29 protein-coding genes are annotated in these 23,552 nt (G+C 67.1%); 5 read left to right on the top strand and 24 right to left on the bottom strand.

The window, feature by feature from the left end:
* Positions 1 to 27: 27 nt before the first annotated feature.
* Both RJT37_RS03370 and RJT37_RS03365 read left to right on the top strand, forming a co-directional pair.
* Positions 28 to 654 carry an AAA family ATPase gene (locus RJT37_RS03370; protein WP_313687806.1) on the top strand — a complete coding sequence of 209 codons (627 nt, stop codon included), beginning with the start codon at positions 28 to 30 and terminating at the stop codon, positions 652 to 654.
* Positions 651 to 1,070, top strand: coding sequence for an RNA-binding domain-containing protein (locus RJT37_RS03365; protein ID WP_313687804.1), 420 nt, complete (start codon positions 651 to 653; stop codon positions 1,068 to 1,070). The genes RJT37_RS03370 and RJT37_RS03365 overlap by 4 nt, the downstream gene beginning before the upstream one ends.
* A 49-nt stretch (positions 1,071 to 1,119) precedes the next feature.
* On the opposite strand, the gene RJT37_RS03360 is transcribed toward RJT37_RS03365, so the two are convergent.
* The 13 genes from RJT37_RS03360 to thpR form a co-directional block, all read right to left on the bottom strand.
* Positions 1,120 to 2,157, bottom strand: a complete 1,038-nt coding sequence (locus RJT37_RS03360) for a nucleoside recognition protein (RefSeq protein WP_313687802.1) — start codon at positions 2,155 to 2,157, stop codon at positions 1,120 to 1,122.
* A gap of 77 nt (positions 2,158 to 2,234) precedes the next feature.
* Complete coding sequence (locus RJT37_RS03355; protein ID WP_313687800.1) at positions 2,235 to 2,792, bottom strand: magnesium transporter; 558 nt, start codon at positions 2,790 to 2,792, stop codon at positions 2,235 to 2,237.
* On the bottom strand, positions 2,793 to 3,374 hold the full coding sequence (locus tag RJT37_RS03350; RefSeq protein ID WP_313687798.1) for a magnesium transporter: 582 nt from the start codon (positions 3,372 to 3,374) through the stop codon (positions 2,793 to 2,795). It abuts the gene before it with no gap.
* A 161-nt stretch (positions 3,375 to 3,535) separates the two neighbouring features.
* The gene (locus RJT37_RS03345) at positions 3,536 to 3,793 is read right to left on the bottom strand and encodes a type II toxin-antitoxin system HicA family toxin (protein ID WP_313687796.1); all 258 of its coding nucleotides are present in this window, start codon (positions 3,791 to 3,793) and stop codon (positions 3,536 to 3,538) included.
* A gap of 2 nt (positions 3,794 to 3,795) precedes the next feature.
* Positions 3,796 to 4,071 carry a type II toxin-antitoxin system HicB family antitoxin gene (locus tag RJT37_RS03340; RefSeq protein ID WP_313687795.1) on the bottom strand — a complete coding sequence of 92 codons (276 nt, stop codon included), beginning with the start codon at positions 4,069 to 4,071 and terminating at the stop codon, positions 3,796 to 3,798.
* A 92-nt stretch (positions 4,072 to 4,163) separates the two neighbouring features.
* The gene (locus RJT37_RS03335; RefSeq protein ID WP_313687793.1) at positions 4,164 to 5,573 is read right to left on the bottom strand and encodes a signal recognition particle protein Srp54; all 1,410 of its coding nucleotides are present in this window, start codon (positions 5,571 to 5,573) and stop codon (positions 4,164 to 4,166) included.
* 55 nt (positions 5,574 to 5,628) lie between these two features.
* Complete coding sequence (gene ftsY, locus RJT37_RS03330; RefSeq protein WP_313687791.1) at positions 5,629 to 6,924, bottom strand: signal recognition particle-docking protein FtsY; 1,296 nt, start codon at positions 6,922 to 6,924, stop codon at positions 5,629 to 5,631.
* 60 nt (positions 6,925 to 6,984) lie between these two features.
* Positions 6,985 to 7,437: a prefoldin subunit alpha gene (gene pfdA, locus RJT37_RS03325; RefSeq protein ID WP_313687789.1), complete on the bottom strand. Its 453-nt coding sequence runs from the start codon at positions 7,435 to 7,437 to the stop codon at positions 6,985 to 6,987.
* The gene (gene rpl18a / locus RJT37_RS03320) at positions 7,437 to 7,631 is read right to left on the bottom strand and encodes a 50S ribosomal protein L18Ae (protein ID WP_313687787.1); all 195 of its coding nucleotides are present in this window, start codon (positions 7,629 to 7,631) and stop codon (positions 7,437 to 7,439) included. The genes pfdA and rpl18a overlap by 1 nt, the downstream gene beginning before the upstream one ends.
* A gap of 225 nt (positions 7,632 to 7,856) precedes the next feature.
* Positions 7,857 to 8,519: a translation initiation factor IF-6 gene (locus RJT37_RS03315; protein WP_313687785.1), complete on the bottom strand. Its 663-nt coding sequence runs from the start codon at positions 8,517 to 8,519 to the stop codon at positions 7,857 to 7,859.
* A 1-nt stretch (position 8,520) separates the two neighbouring features.
* On the bottom strand, positions 8,521 to 8,799 hold the full coding sequence (locus RJT37_RS03310; protein WP_313687783.1) for a 50S ribosomal protein L31e: 279 nt from the start codon (positions 8,797 to 8,799) through the stop codon (positions 8,521 to 8,523).
* Positions 8,800 to 8,801: 2 nt separating this feature from the next.
* Entirely contained in the window at positions 8,802 to 8,954 is a 153-nt protein-coding gene (locus RJT37_RS03305; RefSeq protein WP_311170293.1) for a 50S ribosomal protein L39e, read from the bottom strand.
* A 142-nt stretch (positions 8,955 to 9,096) separates the two neighbouring features.
* Positions 9,097 to 9,657 carry an RNA 2',3'-cyclic phosphodiesterase gene (gene thpR, locus RJT37_RS03300; RefSeq protein ID WP_313687781.1) on the bottom strand — a complete coding sequence of 187 codons (561 nt, stop codon included), beginning with the start codon at positions 9,655 to 9,657 and terminating at the stop codon, positions 9,097 to 9,099.
* Positions 9,658 to 9,823: 166 nt separating this feature from the next.
* Here thpR and RJT37_RS03295 point away from each other — a divergent pair, with 166 nt between their 5' ends.
* Positions 9,824 to 10,573 carry a tetratricopeptide repeat protein gene (locus RJT37_RS03295; protein ID WP_313687779.1) on the top strand — a complete coding sequence of 250 codons (750 nt, stop codon included), beginning with the start codon at positions 9,824 to 9,826 and terminating at the stop codon, positions 10,571 to 10,573.
* On the top strand, positions 10,573 to 10,872 hold the full coding sequence (locus RJT37_RS03290; protein ID WP_313687777.1) for a DUF424 domain-containing protein: 300 nt from the start codon (positions 10,573 to 10,575) through the stop codon (positions 10,870 to 10,872). Before RJT37_RS03295 ends, RJT37_RS03290 begins: the two co-directional genes overlap by 1 nt.
* 141 nt (positions 10,873 to 11,013) lie before the next feature.
* Here the strand turns inward: RJT37_RS03290 and RJT37_RS03285 are convergent, their stop codons facing one another.
* From RJT37_RS03285 to RJT37_RS03270, 4 genes are all read right to left on the bottom strand, one after another.
* Positions 11,014 to 11,565: a hypothetical protein gene (locus tag RJT37_RS03285; protein WP_313687775.1), complete on the bottom strand. Its 552-nt coding sequence runs from the start codon at positions 11,563 to 11,565 to the stop codon at positions 11,014 to 11,016.
* Between the two features lie 78 nt (positions 11,566 to 11,643).
* Positions 11,644 to 12,699 (bottom strand): inorganic phosphate transporter, encoded by a 1,056-nt coding sequence (locus tag RJT37_RS03280; protein ID WP_313687773.1) that lies wholly within the window; start codon positions 12,697 to 12,699, stop codon positions 11,644 to 11,646.
* Between the two features lie 150 nt (positions 12,700 to 12,849).
* Positions 12,850 to 13,221: an Hsp20/alpha crystallin family protein gene (locus tag RJT37_RS03275; RefSeq protein ID WP_313687771.1), complete on the bottom strand. Its 372-nt coding sequence runs from the start codon at positions 13,219 to 13,221 to the stop codon at positions 12,850 to 12,852.
* Between the two features lie 97 nt (positions 13,222 to 13,318).
* Entirely contained in the window at positions 13,319 to 14,011 is a 693-nt protein-coding gene (locus RJT37_RS03270) for an RNA ligase partner protein (RefSeq protein ID WP_313687769.1), read from the bottom strand.
* 121 nt (positions 14,012 to 14,132) lie between these two features.
* Between RJT37_RS03270 and RJT37_RS03265 the strand changes: the two genes are divergently transcribed.
* A complete protein-coding gene (locus tag RJT37_RS03265) occupies positions 14,133 to 15,260 on the top strand; it encodes an RNA ligase (RefSeq protein ID WP_313687767.1) in 1,128 nt (375 codons plus the stop codon).
* A gap of 509 nt (positions 15,261 to 15,769) precedes the next feature.
* On the opposite strand, the gene recJ is transcribed toward RJT37_RS03265, so the two are convergent.
* The 7 genes from recJ to hemL form a co-directional block, all read right to left on the bottom strand.
* Entirely contained in the window at positions 15,770 to 17,218 is a 1,449-nt protein-coding gene (recJ, locus tag RJT37_RS03260) for a RecJ family nuclease (protein WP_313687765.1), read from the bottom strand.
* A 59-nt stretch (positions 17,219 to 17,277) separates the two neighbouring features.
* Positions 17,278 to 18,438, bottom strand: coding sequence for an MFS transporter (locus RJT37_RS03255; RefSeq protein ID WP_313687763.1), 1,161 nt, complete (start codon positions 18,436 to 18,438; stop codon positions 17,278 to 17,280).
* 84 nt (positions 18,439 to 18,522) lie between these two features.
* Entirely contained in the window at positions 18,523 to 19,347 is an 825-nt protein-coding gene (locus RJT37_RS03250) for a uroporphyrinogen-III synthase (protein WP_313687761.1), read from the bottom strand.
* Positions 19,344 to 20,174, bottom strand: coding sequence for a uroporphyrinogen-III C-methyltransferase (gene cobA, locus RJT37_RS03245; RefSeq protein WP_313687759.1), 831 nt, complete (start codon positions 20,172 to 20,174; stop codon positions 19,344 to 19,346). The genes RJT37_RS03250 and cobA overlap by 4 nt, the downstream gene beginning before the upstream one ends.
* Before the next feature lie 2 nt (positions 20,175 to 20,176).
* On the bottom strand, positions 20,177 to 21,316 hold the full coding sequence (hemC, locus tag RJT37_RS03240) for a hydroxymethylbilane synthase (protein ID WP_313687757.1): 1,140 nt from the start codon (positions 21,314 to 21,316) through the stop codon (positions 20,177 to 20,179).
* 105 nt (positions 21,317 to 21,421) lie between these two features.
* Entirely contained in the window at positions 21,422 to 22,054 is a 633-nt protein-coding gene (locus tag RJT37_RS03235; protein WP_313687755.1) for a hypothetical protein, read from the bottom strand.
* A 107-nt stretch (positions 22,055 to 22,161) separates the two neighbouring features.
* Positions 22,162 to 23,517 carry a glutamate-1-semialdehyde 2,1-aminomutase gene (gene hemL / locus RJT37_RS03230; RefSeq protein ID WP_313687753.1) on the bottom strand — a complete coding sequence of 452 codons (1,356 nt, stop codon included), beginning with the start codon at positions 23,515 to 23,517 and terminating at the stop codon, positions 22,162 to 22,164.
* Between the last annotated feature and the right edge of the window lie 35 nt (positions 23,518 to 23,552).

Here is a 23,552-nt window from a genome sequence, read left to right as displayed (position 1 = left end):
AGGTCCGCACACGTAAAGTGCGGTGTAATGAAGGTCATCGGCACTGTCGGGCTTCCCGGCAGCGGCAAGGGCGAGGCCGCCGCCGTCGCCCGCGAGGCGGACGTTCCGGTCGTCACGATGGGCGATGTGATCCGGAAGGCGTGTCGCGAGCGCGGCCTCGACCCCGCAGAACACCACGGCGAGATGGCGCAGACGCTCCGGGAGGAAAACGGCCCCGCGGCAATCGCCGAGCGGTCGCTCCCGCTGATCGAGGACGAACTCGAATCGAACGACGCCGTGCTGGTCGACGGCCTCCGGTCGGACGTCGAACTCGACCGCTTTCAGGCGGCGTTCGGCGACGACTTTCTCCTCGTGAGCATCGAGGCGCCGTTCGAGACGCGCGCCGAGCGCCTCCTCGACCGCGCCCGTGACGACACCGACCTCGATAAGGAGGCACTCAGAGAACGCGAGGAACGAGAACTCGGCTTCGGGATGGGCGAAGTGATGGACCGCGCGGACGTCGTCGTCGAGAACACCGACACGCTCCCGGCCTTCCGGGAGCGGATCCGCGCGATTCTGGACGGTGACCTCGCCGCCGTGGCCGAGGACGAACACGTCGAACTCAGGCGGGATGCGCTGGCCGTCGAGGCCAACGACGGGGGTGCTGCCGGATGATCTACCGGATCGACGCCCGCATCGTGGCCCCGGTGCGCGACACGGAGGTGACAGACCGCGTCGAGGACGCCGTCCGCAACCTCTTCCCGAACGTCTCCTTCGAGCAGGCGCCGGGGGAACTCGTCGGCGAGACGCACTCGCTGGAGCGGTTCTCCGAGCGACTGCACGAACAGGAGATCCTCGACACCGCCAGACGGGAGTTCTTCAAGCGCGCCGACGAGGACGGGTTCTCCTTCGCGCTGAAAAAGCAGGCCGCGTTCAAGGGCGTGATCAACTTCGCCGTGGGCAACCCCGACGAACTCGGTGACATCCAGGTCCACGTCACCGTCCACGAACCCGACGTCGAGTCCTACATCGACCACGTCGCGCCGCCGACGGAGGAGGGTCGGCCGGTCGACGTCGACGAGCGGGAGTGAGTCGGGTTCGAGGGCGCGAGCAGTCGTGTCGACGGCGCGCCGAAACGACCTACACCGGCACGAGCAGCACGGCGATCGCGACGGCGATGAAGACGATTTTCAGGACCGTGTTGACAACGATGACCTTCGAGCCGAAGCGCGGACCCCAGATGCCGTACTGAAACGGGATCGAGCGCTTGAACGTCGACACCGCGAAGGAGACGATCCCGCCGAGAAGCATCGTCACGACGGCGGTCCGTGGCGTGAACGTCGAGCCGATCATCGGTGCGATAGTGGCCGCGCCGGCGGTCGTCTCGAAGGCGAACACCGCGATCACCGGGAGCGACGCTCCCGGCAGGCCCAGAATCGAGGTCAGCGGCTCCGCGACGGCAGTGGCCGACTGGAGGTCCTGCGTCCGCACGATGACGGTCACGATAACATAGACGACGGCGAGCCGCGGCACGATGCGCCGCAGTTTCGGCCAGGTCTTCTCCGCGGCAGTCTGCAGGACGGAAAGCGGCGGGTCCGTGTCGTTGCCGGCGTCGTCACTCGGGCCAGCACTGACGTCGCTGGCGCCCGCCACGCCGCCGTCCGGCGTCGTCGCCGGATCGGCGTCGCGCCCGTCCGAAGCGGCCCCCCGCGAGAGCAACACTCCGCCGGCGAGGACGCCGACGACCGTGATACAGAGCGCGATAGCGGCCCGCGCACCGACGTACAGCAGGCCGACTTCGAGCCCGAGGATCGGGATCAACACCGGCGCGTAGAAGGTGAAGATGTGCTGCACGAACCCGAAGAAGGTGTTGATCGTGACGGCGATGAGCGTCTCGACGTCGTCGAGTCGGCCCGACTCGCGGAAGTCCGCGAGCATCCCGTAGCCCGCGGTCGTCGACGCCGCAGTCGTGACGATCGCGGTCCCGACCTCGTCCGGGAGGTTCGCCGGCCGGGTGAGATACTTCGAGAACGCGGCGATGTACTCCACGAGGCCGAAGCCGACGGCGACGTTCGCCAGGAAGACGCCGACGCCGATGAGAACGGCGATGCGAGCGACTCGCGGCGCTACCTCGACGAGGATCGGCCAGACCGCGTCGACGACCGCTGCCGGTTGCACGACTCAGGCTCCGGACGCCGGCGACTAATCCCCGTCGGTTTTCGAGCCGAGAGTATCACGGGTCCTCGGTATACCCCTCACAGCAGCAGTTGCACGGTCGCAAACAGTACCACGACGCCGAGCACGTCGCAGGTGTTGGTGACGACGGGAATCACCACGTCGTCGGGATCCAGCCCCAGTCGGTAGGCGGCGTACGTGACCGTGAGCGTCACCGCGACAGCGAGGACCGCGAGTGCGATCCCCGAGGACAGCGAGATCGCGAGAACGGTCCCCGGCGACAGCTGTACGCTCCCGGCAAGTGCAGTGAGCCCCCACGAGCCGATGCCGACGAGCGGGAAGATCGACAGCGCGAGCGCGAGCGTCGCGACGGCGTTGCCGGCGAGCTGTTCGTCCGCGGGGTCGAACGAGAGCGTCCCGAGGTGAAACGCCGTCGAGAGCCGCGCCGCGAGGATGCTCCCGAGGTTGCCGGCAGTCCCGATCGTCACGGGCACCAACGCAAGCAACGTCGGATACCGGAGTAGTTGCGACTCGAACCGCCCGAGCACCAGCCCGCTGCCGACCTCGACGAGCGTCAGCGCCAGCAGCACGGGCAGCATCGCGCGCGAGATCGCTCGGACGGTCCAGTCGGTCGTCACTCAGATCACCCCGGCGACGAACAACACGAGCCTGACAGCCGCGAGCAGGAACAACACGCCGAAAACGTCGCCCGTCGTCGTCACGAGCGGACCGACGAGGGTGTCTGGATCCCGGCCCCGCCGGTAGCCGGCGAAGACGGCCGTAACGACGACAGCCGAGAGAGCGACGCCCGAGAGCGAGCCGGCGACGAGCGCGATCGCGACGAGCACGGGGAGCGGTGCGACGGCATCGCCGAACAGGGTCAGGAGGAGAAAAACGGCGATTGCCGCGAACGAGGACGCCAGGAGACCGTTCGTGAGCGCGGCGGCGACCGCCGCCCGGAGCCGTTCGTCGCCCCCGCGGACGCGGGGTTCGACCAGCCCCTGGTGGAGGGCAGTCGAGATCCGGGCGCCGAGCGAGCCGTAGACGTTGCCGCGGGTCGCAAGCAGCGCCGGCACGAGAACGAGCAATCCCGGCACGGCGCGTAACTCCGCCCGCATCCCGCTCAGCACGACGCCCGCGAGCAGACCGCCGACGAGACTGGCAAGGAGCGCAGGGATCGCCTCGCGGTAGGCATCGCGCGCGGCGTCCCGGACTGTCATACCGGAGTCGTGGACGCGGGGGGTAAAAAATCGGCCGTGTCGATCCGATCGGGAGGATCGCAGTTTTCGGTGAAGGCGTCGTCGGAGGGGGCCATCATCCGGACCAGGATTGGTTCACTGCGCAGATCCCACAGAGCGAACGGCCTGAGCGGGATCGGTCATCACCGGTTCTCGTCGATCCACTCGCAGAACGTTTCGAAATCTTTCGCGCCGGCGTCATCGGCAATATCGTGGAGCGTACCGATGCTGATCGAATCGTGGGCGGGGACAGTCACCGTACGAGTCTCGGTGTGTTCGTGACTTTCTGGTGGATCCCACCGCAGAATCAGATGATCACCGGTGGTGCGGACGTGCCGGAAGCCACCGACATTCACCAGCACCTTATAGACGTCCTCTCCCGAAAAGTCCCGAGTGACCATCGCTACTGCAGCACGTCGGGAAGCTCGTCGCCTTGCGTCCGAGCCACTTCGGGATCGACACCGAGGTCACGAATCTCGTCGTCCGTTGGTGGGCGACCACCATCGCCTTCGACCGCCTCGACGACGGCATCGAGATTGTCGAGTGCCGCATCTCGACTCTCCCCCTGTGCAGTCACGCCGACACGGAGATCACGAGCCGTCCACTCTCCCTCCGGGTTCTTCAGTAACCGGATTTCTCTCTCGGGAGCGTCCGTATCGCCCGGATCGGCTCTTGCCATACCGAGTACTACTCCACCCACGCGCAAAACAGTTCGGGAGTCTCGCCACACACCCGTTTCCAGACCGATGAAAACGGATCAAACAGGCCGCCTCAGTCGCCGAACGGGCCCAAGCCGCCGCCACCGCCGCCGCCGAGGCCGCCCATCCCGCCGCCGCCTTGGTTCTGGAGCTTCTTCATCATCCGCTGCATGTCGCCGTCGCCCATCCCCTGGAACTGCTGGATGGTCTGCTCCATCATCTTGTGCTGCTGGAGGAGTTCCCGGACGGTCTCCTCGTCTTTCCCGGAACCGCGGGCGATCCGCCGCACGCGGGAGGCGCCGACAGAGCGAGGGTTCTCCATCTCGTCGTCGGTCATCGAATCCATAATCACCTCGAAGTCCCGCATCCGATCCTGGGTGACGTCCATCGCGTCGTCCGGCAGTTCGTCCATAAAGCCGCCGCCGAGCCCCGGGATCATATCGAGAACCTGATCGAGCGGGCCCATCTTGTTCATCGCCTCCATCTGCTTTTGCATGTCCTTCAGGGTGAACGAGCCCTGCATGATGTCCTCGGGCTCCCAGTCGTCCTCCTCGTCGCCCGTCTCGGCCATCGCGCGCTCGACGCGTTCCGAGAGCTGTTTGAGGTCGCCCATCCCGAGGAGGCGGGAGATGAAGCCGTTGGGCTCGAACCGCTCGATGTCCTGGACGGTTTCGCCGGTCCCCAGGAAAGCGATCGACGAGCCTGTCTCGTTGACGGCGGTCAGCGCGCCGCCGCCTTTCGCGGTCCCGTCAAGTTTCGTGACGACGACGCCGCCGATGCCGATGGCGTCGTCGAACTCGCGGGCCTGCTCCTTTGCGCCCTGTCCGATCGCGGCGTCGAGAACGAGCAGCGAGCGGTCGGGGTCGACGACGCGTTCGATCTCCTCGATCTCCGCGATGAGGTCGTCTTCGAGGGCGTGTCGCCCGGCGGTGTCGACGATGTGGACGTCGGCGTCCTCGGTGGCCTCCAGGCCGTCGCGGGCGATCTGCACCGGGTCGGACTCGTCGGGATCGCCGTAGAAGTCCACTTCGGCGCGTTCACACATCTGCTCGGCCTGGTCGTAGGCGCCCGGACGGAACGTGTCGGTCTGGATGACCGCAGGGCGCAGCCCCTTCTTCGAGAACCACCACGCCATCTTCGCGGCGCTCGTGGTCTTCCCCGAGCCCTGGAGGCCCGCGAGGAGGATCGTCTGCGATTCGAGCGGTAGCTCAGTGGATTCGCCGACCAGATCGACGAGTTCCTCGTAGACGATTCTGAGGACGTGGTCCCGCGCGGACGTGCCGGCGGGCGGGTCTTCTTCGGTCGCACGCTCCTCGATCGACGAGGAGAGGTCCATCACGAGGCTCACTTCGACGTCGGCAGAGAGCAGCGAGCGCTGGATCTCCTTGACGATCTCCTCGACGTCCTCCTCGTCGAGGCGGGATTTCCCCTGCAGTTTATCCAGACTGCTGCGGAGGGAACTCCCGAGATTGTCGAGTACCATTACCTACCTCTACGCCGCCACGCGGGTAAAGCCTTTTTCTGCGGGCCGAGACGATCTACTTCTCGCCGACCAGCCGGTCGACCATCCGCTCGGGGTCGAACCGCTCGATGTCGTCGTAGCCCTGCCCGACACCGAGAAAGAGGATCGGCTTGCCCGTGACGTACGCGATCGAGATCGCGGCGCCGCCGTTGGAGTCGGCGTCGGCCTTCGTGAGGACCGCGCCGTCGATCTCGGCGGCGTCGTTGAACGTCTTCGCGCGCTCGACGGCGTCCTGGCCGGCGACCGCCTCGTCGACGAAAAGCGTCATATCGGGGTCGACGACGCGGTCGATCTTCTCCAGTTGGGCCATCAGGTCATTCGAGGTGTGGAGCCGACCCGCGGTGTCGCCGAGCACGACGTCGATGTCGTTCGCTTCGGCGTACTCCACGGCGTCGTAGAGCACCGCCGCCGGGTCGCCGCCCTGCTCGTGGCTGATGAGTTTCGTGTCGAGGTTTTCGGCGTGCTCGCGGATCTGTTCGTTGGCGCCGGCGCGGTAGGTGTCGCCGTTCGCGAGCACGACCGACAGGCCGCGCTCCTCGAAGTAGCGGGCGAGTTTGGCGATACTCGTGGTCTTCCCGACGCCGTTGACGCCGGTGAAGACGATCGTGACCGGCTTCTCGGCCTCGGCGACGCGGGCGTCGAAGTCGAACTGTCCGATGCTGATGACCTCGTAGAGCGCATCGTGCAACGCTTCCTGGACGAGTTCGCCGGTCGTCTCGACCTGGGCGCGCGTCTCGCCGATCATCTTCTCGCGGACGGTGTCGAGGATCTCTTCGGCGACCTGCATCTCGACGTCGCTTTCGAGCAACGCCATCTCAAGTTCCCACAGCGGGTCCTCCAGGTCTTCCTCCTCGATGATCACCTTCCCGGTGGCGAACGCCGCAGCGCGCTTGAGCCGACCGGGGCCCGACTCGTCGTCCTCCTCGGACGCTTCGAGCGCCTCAGCGGCCTCGTCAGCGGCGATTCCTGTTCCGGGCTCGGCGTCGCCCGGGGCTTCCTCGTCCGTGGCGGTCGCTGTGCGGTCCGACGCCGTCGCGTCGGCTCCAGCCGCCGTGTCCTCGCGCCCACCGGAGCCCGACGTCTCGTCGGCGTCCGGTGTGGCCGCTATCCCGTCGGCGTCCGCGGAGGGGGCCGGTGCGTCCTGCTCTTCGGCATCCCGCGCGCCGGCGCGGGCCCGGTTCTCCGTGTCTGTCGCGTCGGCGCTATCCTCGCCCGGCGTCGGCGCGTCAGCTTCCGCTTCGCCCTTCGCTTCGGCCGTCTCCTCGACGTCCTCGCGGAAGCTGTCGAGTTTCTTTTTCAGTCCGTCGAACATAGTGTCTGCCGCTCTCGGGTCGGTGTCAGCACGACGCCGCAGCGCTCGGCGCCGACCACGTTACTCGTCGCCTTCCTGCTGCTGCATCTGCTGCATCTGCTGTTGCTGCATCTGCTGTTGCATCTGCTGGGCCTGCTGTTCGAGTTCTGAACTCTCGGATTCGAGCTCTTCGATGTCCGCCTGGACCTCTTCGATGCGGTCGTCGAGCGCGTCCTGCTTCGTTCGGAGCGCCTCGATCGCGGCGTCAGCCGGCTGCTCGGCGGCGAAGTCGGCGCCGAGGTCGACGATGACCTCGTCGATGTCCTGGATCTCCGCACGGACGTACGCGCCGCCGCCGAGCGGGACCTGAACCGTCGAGCCGGTGTCGAGCGTCTCGATCGCCTCGATCGCCTCGTCGATCTCGGACTGTTCGGTCCGGAACGCCTCGACCTCGGCTTCCAGCGCCTCGATCTCCTGGTCGATCGCTTCCAGTTCCTGCGAGAGCTGCTGGAGTTGCTGCTGTCCGCCACCCATCATGCGGCGGTCACCTCTTCGGCTTCGGCGACGTCGTCGATCTCGATCTGGGTCCGCTTGAGACCGTGCTGACTCCCGATGTTCGCGTAGACGCGCTCGTGGGCGACGTTCTCGTTCGGCGCCTCGACGGTCGTCTGGAACTCGCTGAACCCGTCGCGGCTCTGGAACCGGCCGCTCACTGCGTATTTACTCATACACCGACTTATCCGAGCGAACGGGAAGTATCTTCCTACTCGGGGACCCGAGGCGTCCGGATCGTTGCCGGAGCGTAGACGGTCGCTGAAGACCGGCAGCGTCGCTATCGGCGGGGCGACGTGGCACAGGCGACGCCGCGGTCGGCGAGGCGACGTGGCACAGGCGACGCCGCGGTCGACGCGGAGAGGCGCGGGAGCACGGCGAGAAAAAGCGGCGGTCCGTCGTTACAGGTAGCCGAGGGCGTCTTCGATCCGGGTCAGTTCCGGTCCGGTGGTGTCCTGCCCGGCGACGTACCCGGATTCGTTGACGACCAGGCCGGAGCCGACGAGCGGGGCGCCGTAGTTGACGGTCCCGATGTCGGCGCGGACGTCGAGGTGGGCCTCGATGGCCTCCAGTTCGGGCTCGCGGGACTTCGGGTGACAGAGCACGCCCTCGTTTGTCGCGACTGCCGCCGTCCCGACTGTGCGGACGTCCGCGAGTTCGCCGCGCTCGGCCGGGACGTCGAGCGCCGACTCGACGACGTCGACGGCGTCGTCGGAGAGGTCGGGGTGGACGTAGGCGCCGTAGTCGTTCGCGAGAACGACGTTGCCGGCGGCGTTGATGCGACCGGGTAGTTCGGTCACGGGGACGTCGACGGCCGACGCGATCGCCTCCTTCTCCCGTTCGGTCGTCCGGCTGGTGAGGAGGATCCCGTTCTCGTTGCCGGTCGCGAGCGCGCCGACGGTCCCGGACCCGCCGACGGTGGTCGGGACGGCCGGGACGTCGAGTTCCTCGGCCATCGAATCGACGACGTCGGACTCCGCGTCGGACCGAACCAGGAGGACGTGATCCGTCGCACGGGCGAACACACCGACGTACGGCGACCCGGCGAAGGAGGCGCGGAGCACGTTACTCTGCCGGCTCCGCTTCGACGATGGACTCCCCGTCCTCGTCGAAGCGAGCGGCGCGAACGCGGAGTTTGCTCGGGGGCTGCTGCTGCCCGCGGGCCCACACCGTCTCGTTGAGCGAGGGGTCGAGCCGCACCGCGTCCTCCGGGACGGAGAAGTGCTTCGCGAGATGCGTTCGGATGATGGACATCGCCTTCCCGGCGCGCTCGTGGCCGGGGACCGCGGCGACGTCACGCAGCGGGACCGTGATGACGCGTTCCTCGAAGTCGCTTGCGCTCATCGTTACTCGTCCGTGTCACTCCGCCGCCAGTTGCGCCGCTTGGGGTTCCGCGTGACTTCCATATTCGTCTTCATCATCACCCAGGCGGGGACGCGCGTGTTCTGCTTTTCGAGTTTGGCGAGCCGCTTCTTTTTCGCCTTCGACTTCTTGCTCATAGTACCCGTCTCTTTCCCGGGACTGCATAAAATCTTGTTCCTTCGGCCCCGTCGCCTCCGAGACGCCGGTATCGAGGCCAGACTTCAACCAAGCCGAGCGGCGACGCCGACACCAAACTCGACCGAGGCTCGACTCGCCGGCTCACAGTTCCACGGTCGCGACGGTCTCGTACTCCGGCCCGTCGTTCCGCAGCTTGCTCTTCTTCAGCCGGATGGCATCGACCGCGAACGAGCCGAGATCAGGGTCAGTCTCGCGGACCACCTCCTGGACGAGGTCCTTCCCGCGGGCGTCATCCATCCGGGCGATGGTCACGTGTGGCGTGAACTCGTGGTCGTCGGCCTCGAAGCCCAGCGCGGTCAGTTCATCTTCGACCGCCTCAGCGAGCCGCGTCGTCTCCGCAGCACCCCGATCCTCCCGGACGCCGGCCCAGACGACGCTGATGTAGTCCAGCGACGGGAAGACGCCGAAGCCGCCCACGGCGAGTTCGAACGGGTCGACGTCGGCGGCGGCGACCGCGCGTTCCAGCGCCGACTCGATCTCGTCGATCCGTTCTGAATCCGTGTCCCCGAGGAAGAAGAGCGTCAGATGCGCCTGTTCGGGGTCGACAAAGCGGAGTCCCGCGGCGTCGTCTAAGCGCTCCTGTGCGTCGGCGACCGCCTCGGCGAGCTGTTCCGGGAGGTCGATGCTCACGAAGAGTCGCATACGCCCGCGTACGCGATCGACCCAATTCAATCCACGCCGATCGACCCAATTCAACCCACGCCGATCGAGTCAGTTCAATCCACGCCGACCGAGTCCACAGCGGCCGCACCACTCGAATCACGTCCGTGACGTAGTCCTTAACCGTGCCGATACCCAACTTCGGTGTATGACAGACGGCGAGCGCGACGACCACGAGTTCTCCTCGGGGCAGGGATTCGACGAGGACTACGAGGAGTTCACACTCGATCCGCCGGAACTGAAGGTCGATCCGACGAAGGTCGACCCCGTCGACAGCCGGGTCGTCACCGACGAACTCGACCGCCGGAACGTCGACTCGGACTCGGTCGACGTCGAACGGCTCGTCGACGTCGGGCTCTCGTACATGCAGATCAACCGCTTCGAGGAGGCCACCGAGACGTTCGAGCGCGCGGCGCGCTTCGCCGACGAAGACTCGATCGAAGCCCAGGAGGCGTGGGTGAACAAAGGCGCCGCCCACGCCGAACTCGAAGAGTGGGACGAGGCGATCGGTTCTTACCGGGAGGCGCTTCGGATCGACGACGACTCCGAGCACGCCGCCTCCGCGGAGACGAACCTCGCGTACGCACTCTGGAACGCCGGGGAGACGGAGGCCGCGCTGCATCACGCCGAACGCGCCGTCGAGATCGATCCGCGCTTCCCGCAGGCGTGGTACAACCGCGGCTTCTTCCTCCGGGAGCGCGGCCTCGACGAGGAGGCGGTCAACGCCTTCGACAACGCGATCCGCCTGGGGATGCGCACCGCCGACGTCCTCGAAGAGAAAGCGATGGCGCTCGAGGAACTCGGCGAGGACGAGCAGGCCGAAGAGGTCCAACAGCAGGCCGACGAACTCCGACAGGAGCGCGAACAGGAGATGCTGGAACAGCAACAGGACCGGTGATGCTACTCCGCGAACGACAGACGCCGGACGGACTGCTCGTCTCCGTCTGCGATTCGGAGTGTCTCGGCGAAACGTACACCGAGGGCGACGTCTCACTCGAAGTGACGGAGGCGTTCTACGGCGGCGACGAGGCCGAATCCGCCGACGAGGCGGCAGTCGTCGACAGCCTCACTCGCGCCAGCGTCGCCAACATCGTCGGAGAACGCGCCGTCGGCGTCGCCGTCGACGCGGGCATCGTCGACGAGGACCGCGTGCTGTCCGTCGACGGGACGCTGCACGCGCAGTTACTGTGGATGTGACGGGAGGCGGCGAGTCGGCCTGCGAATCGTGCGACAGCACGCGGCTCTGATAATGATTACTCTCCTCTCTTACCGCCGAGCGCCGCCAACGGGGGTGGCGCTCGGCGGTAAACAGTGAGAGTAATCATTATGAGGAGACGATCATTCCCCAGCACGGTCGGCACCTTCGTCTACCCGCTCTTCGACTTCCGCCTCCACCCGCTTTTCGACCCGTTCGTCGACCGTCTCCTCGACTTCCGCTGCCACCGTCTCTTCGACTTCTTCTGCAACCGTCTCCTCGACGTGTGCATCGACGGTCTCTTCGACTTCTTCTGCAACCGTCTCCTCGACCCGTTCGTCGACCGTCTCTTCGACCTCTTCTGCAACTGTCTCTTCGACGCGGTCACCGACCTCTGCTTCGACCTGTTCGTCCACCTCCGCTTCGACCCGGTCGCCGACCTGCTCTTCGACCTCCGCTTCGACCTGCGTTTCGGCCTCCCGGGAGACTGCTTCTTCGAGGATCCGCTCGTAGATCGACATCTTCTCCCAGACACGGAGCAGGTAGCCGACGACGAGTCCGCCCTCGAAGGCGGCGACACGGGGTTCGACGCGGAACGCGAGGTAGCCGAACCCGACGACGAAGAGCGCACCGTAGATCAGTTCGATGTGGAACTGCGTCTGCCGTCCCTGAAAGCGACGGGTCAGTGTGCTCATACTCACATCGGATGCTTCGAGATTCGATCCCAAATTTGTGACGCCGGGAGAGCACGTTTTGGCGCCTCCAGCGGGCTCTCACGCCACGAAGGGGAACCACGTCGCCGCCTCGAACGCGACGAAGGCGACGACGCCCGCGACGGTCGGTGTCGCGATCCACGTAGTCACGATCCGTTTCGTGACGGACGGATCGAAGAGATCGAGTTGATCGGCCGCCCACGTCGATCCCTCACGATCGGCAGCGAATCCAGGGCGGATCACACGCTGGAGCGGCACCCGGCGGCTCGCCCGGCCCCAGCCGAGCCCGATCACACAGGCAGTCAGCACGACGGCGAGGCTGGCCGGGATCCCGGCCCAACTCAGCCCAGTGAGAATCGAGGCCGAGACCGTCTCGGCGATCAGCGACGCCTCCAGGGAGAGATCCGTGATGTCCTCGCCGACGGTTTCCATCGTCCGCGGGCCGAGCACGAACGCGCCGACGCCGATGGCGACACCGCCGACCGCGACGCCGGTGAACATCCCGATCTGGCCCGAGCCGACGAGGGGCGCGACGGCGTTTGCGACGTTCGAGGCGCCCGCAGAGAACGCCATATAGCAGCCGATCCCGATCACGAGCAGTTCGCCGAGGCGTCCCTCGCGCGATTCGAGATCGAGAGTCTCGACGACGGAGTCGTAGAGATAGCGACCGATGAACGCACAGAGCCAGAAGGCTAGGATCGTCGAGAGCAGCCACCAGATGACGACGATCCCCACCGTCTGCCAGTTGAGGACGCCGAGCGCCGCGCCCATCCCGACGACCGCGGCGACCGCCGTCTGGCTGGTGCTGGTCGAGACTTTCAGGACGTTCCCGAGCAGGATCCCGAGGCCGATGAAGAGCAGGACGCCGATCGACGCGCCGAGCGTGAAGTACTCCGGAGCGACGAAGCCGCTGCCGAGCGTGTCGACGACGTTCGTCCCCACTGTGAAGCCGCCAAGGAGAACGAACGCTGCCATCAACAACGACGCCGTCCGCATCGACAGGACGCCGCTCCCGGTCGCAGGGCCGAAGGCGACCCCGGTCGACGACCCGCCGATGTTGACGCCGACGAAGACGGCGACCGCCACACCGACGAGAAACAGCACCGAATCTGCCATCGCTCTCTACTGAGTGGTTCGTCTCAAAAGAGCGCTTCCGTTCGTCGCCAGCGCGGGACGAGGCCGCGACTGGACGTCGGGACGATTCGTGACGACACTCGAAAAAAAAACGAGGGCCGCACTCGGTCCGCTTTCCGAAGGCGATCGCGATTAGCTCTCGATCGGGATGGTCTTGCCGTGGGTGGCGCCGCCCTCCTCCAGCGGGAGGGTCACTTCGAGGACGCCGTTCGTGTACGTCGCGTCGATCGCCTCGTCGTCGATGTCCTTCGGGAAGCGGAACCGTCGGTGGTAGGTTCGTTTCCGACCGCGGTCCTCATCGACGTGTTCCGCAGCAATGTTCAACACGCCGTCGTCCCACGCGAGGTCGATCTCGTCGCGGTTGAATCCCGGCATCTCGACGCTGAGGACGAACTCTTCGTCCTCCTCGTACAGTTGGTAGTCTGTACCGTCTTCGCCGAAGACACGGGACGGGAATCCGAGCCCCTGCATCCAGGAGCTTGTGGTGTCGGTCGGGAGCGGCATTGCTGCTCACCTCGATTCCATCTGCTAATTGTCCGCGGTTCGCAAAAAATATTATTGAGATTTGGTAGTTTGTGAGACACTACCGATTCGAGCGAGATTATTCGGGCGCGTAGCCGTCGACGCCAGTCGCGCGGAGATACTCCTCCAGGAGGATCGGAAACTGGCCGCCGCGAACGTACCGAAGGCCGAATTCGTCTGCCCAGGAGATGATTCCGCGGTCCTCGGTGACGACGCCCGCGTCGAGTTCACGGGCGAGCACGAGCAGATCGAAGTCCTCCCGGGAGTCGAGAACGCCCTGTCTGAGCGCCCGGCGATACTTGTCTCGCATTTTCGAGAGGATCTGGTCAGCTTCGGTCATATACGCCTCGGTCCCGTCGCCATCGGTCTCCTGTGCGAGTTCGTCGGGGTCGAGTTGTTCGACCTCCCGGAGCGCGGTCTCGGAGACGCGCAGTCCGCGGTCGACCCGGTCGCTCATCTCGTCGATGAAGTCGTAGACGATGTTCGCCGGAATCGTGACGCCGTATCGGTCCGGGCTCTTCCGGACGACCCAGGTATCCAGCCGGGAGAACACCTCGTCGTCGACGTCGCGGTCGCGGAGCATCGTGGCGAGTTCGTCGTGGATCGAGGGCGGCATGTGACAGGAGATGTTGAGTTCCAGCCGCGCGGTCGCCACGAGGTCCAGGAGACGAAGCACGGCTGCCGACAGCGACTCGTCGTCCCGGCGGATCTCCTCGGTGATGAAAAGCGAGGTATCGAGCACGAACTGCTGCCGTGGCAGGTCACCGGGCATACTCGCATTTCGTGACACGGTGTGTTGTAACTTTGTCCCAGACCGACTCCGTTCCACGGGCCGAGTGGGGGTCCAGCCTACCGACCCCGCCGTTTTTCACCTGCTCCCACGGAGATTACCTATGGACGGACGCGCCTACTTCCGACGGCTGGACTCGACGGCGTCGAGTCCCGACGAGCTGTTCGAGCACTTCGAGCAGCGGACCGTCGACGGGAACACCCACTACGTACTTCCCGACGCCCGACACGGCGTCGAACGCGGGACCGTGCTCGTCGAAGATACCGAGGCCATCGTCCGCGGGTATCCGAGCATCCCGCGGGTACTCGCGCTGGATGCCGGTGTGACATCCTTCTTCGATGCCGACGAGACGGTCGTCGTCGAGGAGAAACTCGACGGGTTCAACGTCCGCATCGCGGACGTCGGGCGACCCCTGGCGTTCACCCGAGGGGGATACGTCTGCCCGTACACCACCGCGCGGGTCAACGAACTGCTCGACCTGCCGCCGTTCTTCGCGGACTACCCCGAGAAGATGATCTGCGCCGAATTGATCGGCCCCGAGACACCGTACACGACCCACGACTACGACGAGGTCGACTCCCACGCGATCCGGATCTTCGACGTCCGCGACCGGGAGACCGGCACGCCGCTCCCGGTCGACGAGCGCCGCGACCTCTGCGACCGATACGGGTTCGAGCAACCGCGGCTCTTCGGTCGATACGAACCGTCGACAGCGACGGAAGCAATCTGGGACGCCATCGAGGACCTCGACGAGGACGGCCGGGAGGGCGTCGTGATGAAGACGCCCGACAGCGACGCGATGGTCAAATACACGACCGAGTCGAAACACCACGCCGAACTCGAAAGCGCGTTCGCACTCCCGTTCGATCTGGGCCGGGATTTCGTCTTCTCGCGAATCACCCGCGAGGCGTTTCAAGCCGCCGAGTTCGACGAGAGCGACGAACGACTCCGCGAGCGCGCCCACGACCTCGGCGAGTCGATTCTGCTGCCGGCGGTCGAGACGATCCGTGAGGTCGAGGACGGCGAAACTGTCGGCGAACACCATCGAGTCCGCGGCGAGGGCGAGGAGATCGACGCACTCCTGGATTATCTGCGAGAGCATTCGCTGACCATCGACGTCGAGGCTGACTACCGCGAGGACGGCCAGCGCGTCGTCGAGTTCCGCAAGGTGGCCGAATCCACGATGGATCGGATCCAGTTCTATCTAGATGGCGGAACGTACGACGAGTGAGCCGGCTCCGAGCCGTTCTGTATACCGTTATGTGATTTACTGCCGGCCTATAAGCGAGATTTGAGGCGTGAGACTGGGATTCGGGGACAAACTGGTCGTGGACCTGGATCCGTCCTCGGAGATATGTCGGGAGCGATACAGAATCGGGCGGGAGCGGCTGGTGCTTGGGACCACTGTTAGTATGTGACATACTACTCCGGGAACAGATTCGGTGCAAGCAGGTGACACTCGCACCAGTATACTACGAGATCGCGACCTCCGTCTCTCGAGGACACGTCTCGGGCCGGATGGGGGTGGTTCGGGGGACCAGGAATCGGTAAAGAGGTCAGGAACCGTGACCTTCCAAGCGACTACCGCTGAAGATTGATCGACCGCCAAATCTCGCTCAGAAGCTCTCCGGTCCATCTACGGATTTTGCTTTCGGGACGTTGTACGCGGAGAAAGCAAGGTGTAAATCTTATATCGCGATATAGAATCACTTCATTTCCGCACGAGGGATCCCCAGAGCTTCACGAAAGCTGCTCGCCGACGAGTCGATCCGCCTCGGCGACGAACTCCTCCCGGTTCCCGGTCGGGATCGTCGCACCGGCCGCGACATCGTGGCCGCCGCCGTCGCCGCCGACCGCGCGTGAGGCCTCGCGCATCACAGCCGAGAGATCCAGTCCCTGGCGGACGAGCGCGTGCGACCCGCGGGCGCTGACTTTCACGTCCTCGTCGGACTTCTCGGCGAAGGCGATGATCGGCACGTCGCCGCGGACACCGGACGCGCCGACGGCCATCCCGGCGACGATGCCGACGATGGTCTCGCGGATACGCGTGCCGGCGTCGAACCACTGGATGTTGTCCTCGACCGTCGTCCCCTCGGTTTTGACCCACTCCAGACCCTCCGAGAGGTTCCGTCGGTGGTTCCGGAGGAGCGTCCGCGCGCGTTCGAGCGCCTCGTCGCGGTCGCCCAGACAGACAGCCAGGCCGACATCGGCGCGCTCGTACCGGGCCGTGGCGTTAAGCAGCGTCGAGAACTCGCTGACGTCTCTGAGCTCCGTGCCGGGCTTCTCGTCGGACAGCGTGTACGTGGTTCCGACGAGGCGCTCGATCCGGTCTGCGGGCACGCCGGAGGCAATCGCCCGCCGGAGCAGCCCGCTGACGACTGCCTGCCGCTCCGCCATCGTCAGATCGACCCAGCGGCGCCACTCGCCGCCGTCCTTCAGATCGACGTCGAGACCGGAGAGGAACTCGATTGCGCCGTTCTCGTCGTTCGTGATGCCCGGAATCCGGACGTCGGTGGCGTATTCGAGGAACTTCGGGAGCGGACGCGTCTGCCGACCGTAGACGAGCAGATCCGTCGCCTCCTCGACGACCCCGGCGGCGACGCCCTCTGCGACGATGCCCTCGTTCGCGCCCGAGAGGCCACCGTCGGTGCCCTGCATATCACCGACCGCGCCGACGACTGCCAGTCCCGCGAGGTCGCGGTTGTCGCCGTCAGGGCCTTCCAGCGCGCGGGCGAGGGTGTAACTCGCTCCCGCCCCGGAAAGCTCCGATGCGCCGTCGATGCCGAAGAGCAGCGGGTTGAGGTGGTGTGTGGGTTCCTCGACGTCCGCCGGGAGGTCGGCGGGCTGGTGGTGATCGGCGATCACCGGCGTGAACGCCCCGTCGGCCGCATACGGCGCGATCACATCCAACTGGCCGCTCCCGAAGTCGGTGAAAAGGACCGTCTCGTAGTCGGTCGCGGCGACGCGCGCCACCTCCGTTTCGTCCAGCTGTTTCGCGAACACGGTCTCGAACGGGATTTCCGCCCGTTGGAGTGCGGCCGCCGCGATCGCCGCGCTCGTCAGCCCGTCGGCGTCGATGTGCGACGCGAGCAGGACGCGATCGGCCGCTCGCAGCCGGTCCGCGCAGGCGACGGCGCGCTCCCGGAGTTCGGGAACGGGCCCCTCGGCGTTCGTCGTGTCCGCGCTCATACCCGGGCGTGGGTCGTTCTCGGATTTAAACCCACGCTCCGGGGGGACGCCGGGTCGGCTCAGATCCGCCGGACGACGAGGAAAAGGAGCGCAGCACCGACACTGGTGGCGACGGCGAGCAGCCCCCACGCGGCGTCGTAGCCGCCGATCTCCACCAGGTAGCCGAACACCGGGGGCGTGACCACGCCGCCGAGGTTGATCGCGGTCTGGCCGCCGGCGGTGGCCGCGCCCACCTCGTCGCCGTCGACGAGGTCGGTGAGACACGAGTAGAACACGCCGGTCGAGCCGTGGATCGACACCCCGAGGCCGGCGAAGAGAAAGAACGCGACCGCGAGCGATCCCGGCGCGACCGCGACCCCAGCAAACAGCGCCGCGCCGAGGCCGAGTTGGCCGAGCGCGACGAGCGCGGATCCGCGCGCGCCGCCGAGGCGATCCGCGAGGCCACCGGCCCCGATTCGGGCGGCGCTTCCGGTGAGTTGCGTGAGTGCGAGCGCGACCCCGCCGGCCGCGGCGCTCGCGCCGACGGCGTCCTGCACGTAGAGAACGACGTAACCGAGCATCGTGAAGATCGATGCGCCGACGAAAAAGCCCGCGGCGACGAGGACGACGTACGTGCGCTGCCCCAGCAGGCCGCGCACATCGGGCACCGAGAGGTCACCGGTGCCGGGGCGGCCGCGGTACCGGAGTGCGAAGACGGCAGTGTACCCCACGGCCAGGAGCGAGATTGCCCAGAAGCCGACCTGCCACGCGGCCACGGCTGCAACGCCCGTGACGACGAGCGATGCCGCCGCGCTCCCGGTGGTGACGCCGACCTGCTTGAGCCCCATCGCGAGACTCGTGCGACCGGCCGGGGCGGCGGCGACGATACCGCGGTTCGAGGCGGGCATCGCCGTCGAATACGCCGCGCCGAGGAGCGCCGCAGCCGCGAGCACCGTCGCGTACGTGGGCGCAAAGGAGACCGCAACCGTGGCGACCGCAAGTCCCACCAGGCCGGCGAGCATCACGGGCCGCTCGCCGTAGCCGTCGACGGCCGCCCCGCTCGGGAAGAGCGCGACCGTGTAGCCCACCAGCGCGGCCGTGAGGAAGACACCTACGAGCGACTCCGAGAGCGCGAAGGTCTCGCGGACGAACCCCGTCGCGGCGAAGATGCTGTAATAACAGAGGCTCGCCGCCGTCTGCCAGCCAGCGACGAGACCGACCGGCCGCCAGTCGTCCAACACGTTCGTCGGGTCGGGTGGATCTCGACTTCATCCTGTCGAGTCGTCTCCGACGGACGGCGCCGTCCCACCGGTGCCCGGAACCGGTCAGTCGCGGTACGTCGGCGCCGCCGCCTCGACGACGGCTGTCGCGAGTTGCTCGAAGGTGGCGTCCTCCGGGACGACATCGACCCGGATGCCGTAGCTCTCGGCGGTCTCGCGTGTCGGTTCACCGATCGTCCCGACGACGGCGCGGTTCAGTCCGGCGATTGCTTCATCGCGAACGCCGCGCTCCGCGGCGGCGTCGAGGAAGTTCTCGACGGTGAGCGAGGAGGTGAAACAGGCGGCGTCGAGTTCGTCGCCGGCCGCCATCACCGTCGATTGGCCCGATCCCGCCGGGCGAACGAGCCGGTAGAGCACGGTCTCGTGGACGTCGGCGCCAGCCTCGCGCAGTCCATCAAGGAGGACGTCACTGCCGTGGTCGCTCCGGGCGACTTCGACTCGCAGCCCCGCGACGCCGTCGGCAAGGACGTCGGCCGCGGCCGCCGATCTCGTCTCCGAACCACCGCCGCCCTCGAGCGCCGCGACGAGTCCCGACGAGGAGTACTCAGCGGGAACGAGATCGACCGTCCACCCAGCGTCGTGGGCCGCCGCCGCAGTCCGGGGGCCGATACAGGCGAGCGTGGCGGCGCCCGGGCCCCAGCCCGCGTCGTCGAGGAGTTCGACGCCGGTCTTGCTCGTGAGGACGACGACGTCCGGGTTGGTTTCGTCGTCAGTGTCGCTTCCGCCGTCGCCCGGCACGTTCCCCGTCGGTTCGACGGCGAGCATCGGGTCGGGGACCGGGATCGCGCCGAGCGATTCCAGCAGTTCCACGGCGTCGACCATCCGCTCGTCGTCGGGCCGGAAGACGGCCACGCGGACCTCGCGGGTCACGCGTCGGTCACCTCGCTTTCCTCGCCAGTCCGGTTCCGGAGGAACTCGACGACGCGCTCCCGCGTCGCCGCCACCTCGCCGATTACAGTGATCGCTGGCGGTTCGATGCCTGCCTCGTCGCGGACGTCGACGATGTCGTCGAGCGTTCCGGTCGCGACGCGCATCTCCGGCCAGGTCGCGCGTTCGACGAGCGCGACCGGCGTGTCGGGGTCCATCCCGGCGTCGCGGAGCGCCGCGGTGTAGTCCGGCAGTTTGCCGACCCCCATCAGGACGACGATCGTGCCGCCGGTCGCCGCGAGCGCGTCCCACTCGACCGCCGATTCGTCTTTCGTGGGGTCCTCGTGGCCCGTCACAAAGGAGACCGACGACGCGTGATCGCGGTGCGTGATCGGGATGCCCGCGGTGCCGGGGCCGGCGACCGCCGAGGTGATCCCCGGGACGACCTCGAAGGGAATCCCTTCGCTCGCGAGGTATTCCATCTCCTCGCCGCCGCGCCCGAAGACGAACGGGTCGCCGCCCTTCAGCCGGACGACCGACTTGCCCTCGCGGGCGAGTTCGACCAAGCGGCGGTTCGTGTACTCCTGTGGCGTCCACTCCCCGCCGGCGCGCTTGCCGACGTCCTCGCGTTTGGCTTCCGGGATCGAATCGATTATCTCCGGGCCCGGGAGTTTGTCGTGGAGCACGACGTCGGCGTCGTCGATGAGCCGCCGCGCCTTCACCGTCAGCAGTTCCGGGTCGCCGGGGCCGCTGCCGACCAGATAGACCGTGCCGGTTCCGTCGACCTCTGCGGCGTCCCCATCGGCTGCCGTGTCAGCATCGTCGCGCATCGTCACTCCTCCGCGGCTTCGCGGGCTGCGGCTATCAGGTCGTCGGCGCCGCGCTCGGCCAGCGACTCGGCGAATTCCGCCGCCGCGTCCGCGTGGTTCGCGACTGGCAGGTCGCGGCTCCCGGACACCTCCTCCTCGCCGTCTCCCGAGAGGACGCGAACGGTCACGTGAACGTGCTCGCCCTGCAGTTTCGCGTGGACGCCGATCGGGGCGATGCAGCCGCCGCCGAGCGTCGCAAGCACCGTGCGCTCGACAGTCGTCTCCACGCGCGTCCGCGGGTGATCGACCACCGACCTGATCTGCTCGGTCGCCTCGCTGCCGTCGTGGGTCGTGACCGCGATGGCACCCTGCCCGGGCGCGGGGACGAACGTCGACGGATCGAGGCGGGCGTACTCGACGTGGTGCAGGAGCCCCGAGCGGCGGAGCCCCGCCTCCGCGAGGACGATGGCGTCGTACTCGGTGTCGAGGTCGCGTTCGAGCGCGCGCCGCTGGATCTCCGCGAGGCCGTCGAACCACTCCTCGATCGACTGCTCGAAGGTCTCGGCGTCGTCACCGTCTGCGGCGTCATCTGAACCCGCCTCGTCGTCCGACTCTTCGCCGGCGTTCGCCGTCTCGTCGCGGTCGGCCTCGACGCGTCGCTCGTGTTCGGCCTGCAGGTCGGGTGCGAGGAGCTTCTCGACCCGCGTGTCGACGTTCCCGCGGAGGGGGACGACCTCCAGATCGGGCCGGGCCGCGAGGAGTTGGGCCTTGCGGCGGAGCGACGACGTTCCGACGACCGATCCCTTCGGGAGGTTCTCCAGGGGTGTCCCGTCGGGCGAGAGCAACAGATCGGCCGCCGATTCGCGCTCTGGGACGCCCGCGACGACGAGGTCCTCGGGACCCTCGGTCGGCATATCCTTCATCGAGTGGACCGCGGCGTCGGCGTCGCCGTCGAGCACCTTCTCGTCGAGCGCGCGCACGAAGGCGCCGGTCTTCCCGAGTCGGTGGATGAGTTCGTCTCTGATCCGGTCGCCGCGCGTCTCGACTTCGAGGATGTCGACCTCGAAACGGCGATCCGCGAGCGCGTCGCGGACGCTCGTCGCCTGCCGGAGCGCCAGATCCGAGCCCCGCGTCGCCAGCCTGAGTGTCCCGCGAGTAGTCATTATCGAGTCCTCGGCGGCCACGGGTGAAAAGGCCACTACTTCCGCCGCGCGGGGAGTGGCAGGGTGGGTCACGGTCGCCGGGGAGGGAACTCGGCCCCCGGCACGTCAGGGTGTGCCGACCGCGACGTGTCGCCTATACAGGTAGTATAACGCCTGAAGGACGCTCAGGAGAAACGCGCTCAGCACGACCGTCGCGAGCGCCGCGAGACCCCACACCAGCGGATCGGGCGTCCACTCAGCATCCGACTCGGCGATCGCACGGGCGTCGATGTACGTCGCGACCGGAAACAGCACCGTCAGGACGAGGCCGACGAGGCCCAACAGGGGGATGACGATGAACGCGCCGAAGACGGTGGCGAGGCCGCCGGTCAGGAACAGATCGAAGATGAACGCGCCGACGAAGAGAACCGCGAGCACCCCGCCGAGGACGACGTACAGCGGGATCGCCGCGATCCAGTACCACCACCGCGAATCGACGCTCGCGTGGGGCAGCAGGTCGCCGACCGGATCGTCGACCGCCGGCGTCGAGGCCCCGGCGGTCGGTCCCGTCTCGCGGTCGTCTGCCACCGGATCCTCGCTTGCGACGGTGTCGTCGACGCGGCTCGCTGTCGACGTGTCTCGGGCGGAAATGCCGGCGTCGTGCCGCCGCGCCGACTCGTCGCGGTCGGGATCCCGATCGTCGCGATCGGACGGCGAACCGCCGTTCGGCTGTACGTCGTCGGCTGGAGGGCTCGTCATACCCCGGGTTACGCCGTGACCGTACAAAAAGTCGCGCGTCGGGGGTCGCCCGCGGGCTACAGCTCAGCGGTCGATCGCGGGCTACAGCGTCGGCGGTCGACGGCGAGCTACAGCGTCTCCTTGTACGCTTCGAGCGTCTCCTCGACGTCCTCCTCGGTGTGGGCGTAGGAGACGAACTGCGACTCGAACTGGTTCGCGGTGAGGAAGATCCCGCGCTCTTTCATCTCCTGCCAGAAGATCCGCTCCCAGCGGTCGGTCTCGGCGTTTGCGACGTCCGCGCCCGTCTTCGGACAGGTGTCGTATTTCGAACACGACTCCCGCTGTCGGCAGCCAGCCGCACAGACGTCGCTGTCCTCGGCGTCGCCGGCGTCCCCGACGGTCCCGCCCCGCGTAAAGACCGTCTTGAACATCGAGTCGGTGCCGACGACCGTGTAGCCGGGTGCCTGATCTTCGAGGATGTCCGAGATGCCCTTCCGGAGGCGTTCGGCGAGGCGGTTGACGTGCTCGTAGACGTCGTTCTCGGCGGCGTATTTGAGGTACTCGTAGCCGGCCGCCATCGTCACGGGATGCCCGGAGAAGGTGCCGGACTGGAAGACGTCGCCCGAGGGCGTGAACTGCTCGATGATCGCAGCGCGGCCGCCGATCGCGCCGACGGGGAACCCGCCACCGACGATCTTGCCGAACGTCGTCACGTCCGGCGTGACGCCGAACTTCCCCTGGGCGCACTGGAGGCCGCCGACGCGGAAGCCCGTGATGACCTCGTCGAAGATCAGGAGCGCGCCGTGATCCGCGGTCAGTTCCCGGAGCCGTTCGAGGTAGCCGTCGACGGGGTGGACGATGCCGGTGTTGCCGAGAATCGGCTCCGTCAGGACGGCGGCGATCTCGTCGCCGTGCTCCGCGAAGACCGCCTCGATCGCCTCGCTGTCGTTGAACGGAACCGGGATCGTGTGTTCGGCGAAGGAGGAGGGGATCCCCGGCGAACTCGGTTCGGCGCCGTCGGGACCGCCCTCGACGAGCGTCGACTCCTGTGCGCCGTGATAGCCGCCCTGCATCACGACGATCTTCTCGCGGCCGGTGTAGCCGCGGGCGAGTCGGACCGCCGAAACGGTCGCCTCCGTCCCGGAGTTGACAAAACGGGTCATCTCCACTGAGGGGACGTGGCGGGCGACGAACTCCGCGAGTTCGACCTCGACTTCCGTCGGAGCGCCGTACATCGGCCCCTCGGAGGCGTACGACTGGATCGCCGCGCGTACCGGCTCCGGCGGGTCGTGGCCGTACAGGAGCGGGCCGTAGCCCATCACGTAGTCGAGATAGCGGTTGCCGTCCGCGTCGACGACGTGGGCGCCGTCGCCGCGCTCGATGAAGAAGGGATACGGGCGGGTCGCCCGGACTGAGGAGTTGACGCCGCCGGGGATCACCGACAGCGCCCGGTCGTACAGCGCTCGCGACTCGTCGTGTCTCATATGCGACGGTTCGGCCGGCGGGTGCAAAGTCCTTG

The sequence above is a fragment of the Halobellus marinus genome (genome assembly GCF_032113415.1).
Classification (GTDB): domain Archaea; phylum Halobacteriota; class Halobacteria; order Halobacteriales; family Haloferacaceae; genus Haloquadratum; species Haloquadratum marinus.
Note: the sequence above shows the minus strand (reverse complement) of the source record. Positions and strands in the feature narration are given on the sequence as shown.

What these genes read in the sequence shown, in the direction of transcription:
- RJT37_RS03370 (WP_313687806.1), top strand. Translation starts at nt 28, where the DNA reads ATGAAGGTCATCGGCACTGTCGGGCTTCCCGGCAGCGGCAAGGGCGAG.
- RJT37_RS03365 (WP_313687804.1), top strand. Translation starts at nt 651, where the DNA reads ATGATCTACCGGATCGACGCCCGCATCGTGGCCCCGGTGCGCGACACG.
- RJT37_RS03350 (WP_313687798.1), bottom strand. Translation starts at nt 3,374, where the DNA reads ATGACAGTCCGGGACGCCGCGCGCGATGCCTACCGCGAGGCGATCCCT.
- RJT37_RS03345 (WP_313687796.1), bottom strand. Translation starts at nt 3,793, where the DNA reads ATGGTCACTCGGGACTTTTCGGGAGAGGACGTCTATAAGGTGCTGGTG.
- RJT37_RS03340 (WP_313687795.1), bottom strand. Translation starts at nt 4,071, where the DNA reads ATGGCAAGAGCCGATCCGGGCGATACGGACGCTCCCGAGAGAGAAATC.
- RJT37_RS03335 (WP_313687793.1), bottom strand. Translation starts at nt 5,573, where the DNA reads ATGGTACTCGACAATCTCGGGAGTTCCCTCCGCAGCAGTCTGGATAAA.
- ftsY (WP_313687791.1), bottom strand. Translation starts at nt 6,924, where the DNA reads ATGTTCGACGGACTGAAAAAGAAACTCGACAGCTTCCGCGAGGACGTC.
- pfdA (WP_313687789.1), bottom strand. Translation starts at nt 7,437, where the DNA reads ATGGGTGGCGGACAGCAGCAACTCCAGCAGCTCTCGCAGGAACTGGAA.
- rpl18a (WP_313687787.1), bottom strand. Translation starts at nt 7,631, where the DNA reads ATGAGTAAATACGCAGTGAGCGGCCGGTTCCAGAGCCGCGACGGGTTC.
- RJT37_RS03310 (WP_313687783.1), bottom strand. Translation starts at nt 8,799, where the DNA reads ATGAGCGCAAGCGACTTCGAGGAACGCGTCATCACGGTCCCGCTGCGT.
- RJT37_RS03305 (WP_311170293.1), bottom strand. Translation starts at nt 8,954, where the DNA reads ATGAGCAAGAAGTCGAAGGCGAAAAAGAAGCGGCTCGCCAAACTCGAA.
- thpR (WP_313687781.1), bottom strand. Translation starts at nt 9,657, where the DNA reads ATGCGACTCTTCGTGAGCATCGACCTCCCGGAACAGCTCGCCGAGGCG.
- RJT37_RS03295 (WP_313687779.1), top strand. Translation starts at nt 9,824, where the DNA reads ATGACAGACGGCGAGCGCGACGACCACGAGTTCTCCTCGGGGCAGGGA.
- RJT37_RS03290 (WP_313687777.1), top strand. Translation starts at nt 10,573, where the DNA reads ATGCTACTCCGCGAACGACAGACGCCGGACGGACTGCTCGTCTCCGTC.
- RJT37_RS03285 (WP_313687775.1), bottom strand. Translation starts at nt 11,565, where the DNA reads ATGAGCACACTGACCCGTCGCTTTCAGGGACGGCAGACGCAGTTCCAC.
- RJT37_RS03280 (WP_313687773.1), bottom strand. Translation starts at nt 12,699, where the DNA reads ATGGCAGATTCGGTGCTGTTTCTCGTCGGTGTGGCGGTCGCCGTCTTC.
- RJT37_RS03275 (WP_313687771.1), bottom strand. Translation starts at nt 13,221, where the DNA reads ATGCCGCTCCCGACCGACACCACAAGCTCCTGGATGCAGGGGCTCGGA.
- RJT37_RS03270 (WP_313687769.1), bottom strand. Translation starts at nt 14,011, where the DNA reads ATGCCCGGTGACCTGCCACGGCAGCAGTTCGTGCTCGATACCTCGCTT.
- RJT37_RS03265 (WP_313687767.1), top strand. Translation starts at nt 14,133, where the DNA reads ATGGACGGACGCGCCTACTTCCGACGGCTGGACTCGACGGCGTCGAGT.
- recJ (WP_313687765.1), bottom strand. Translation starts at nt 17,218, where the DNA reads ATGAGCGCGGACACGACGAACGCCGAGGGGCCCGTTCCCGAACTCCGG.
- cobA (WP_313687759.1), bottom strand. Translation starts at nt 20,174, where the DNA reads ATGCGCGACGATGCTGACACGGCAGCCGATGGGGACGCCGCAGAGGTC.
- hemC (WP_313687757.1), bottom strand. Translation starts at nt 21,316, where the DNA reads ATGACTACTCGCGGGACACTCAGGCTGGCGACGCGGGGCTCGGATCTG.
- RJT37_RS03235 (WP_313687755.1), bottom strand. Translation starts at nt 22,054, where the DNA reads ATGACGAGCCCTCCAGCCGACGACGTACAGCCGAACGGCGGTTCGCCG.
- hemL (WP_313687753.1), bottom strand. Translation starts at nt 23,517, where the DNA reads ATGAGACACGACGAGTCGCGAGCGCTGTACGACCGGGCGCTGTCGGTG.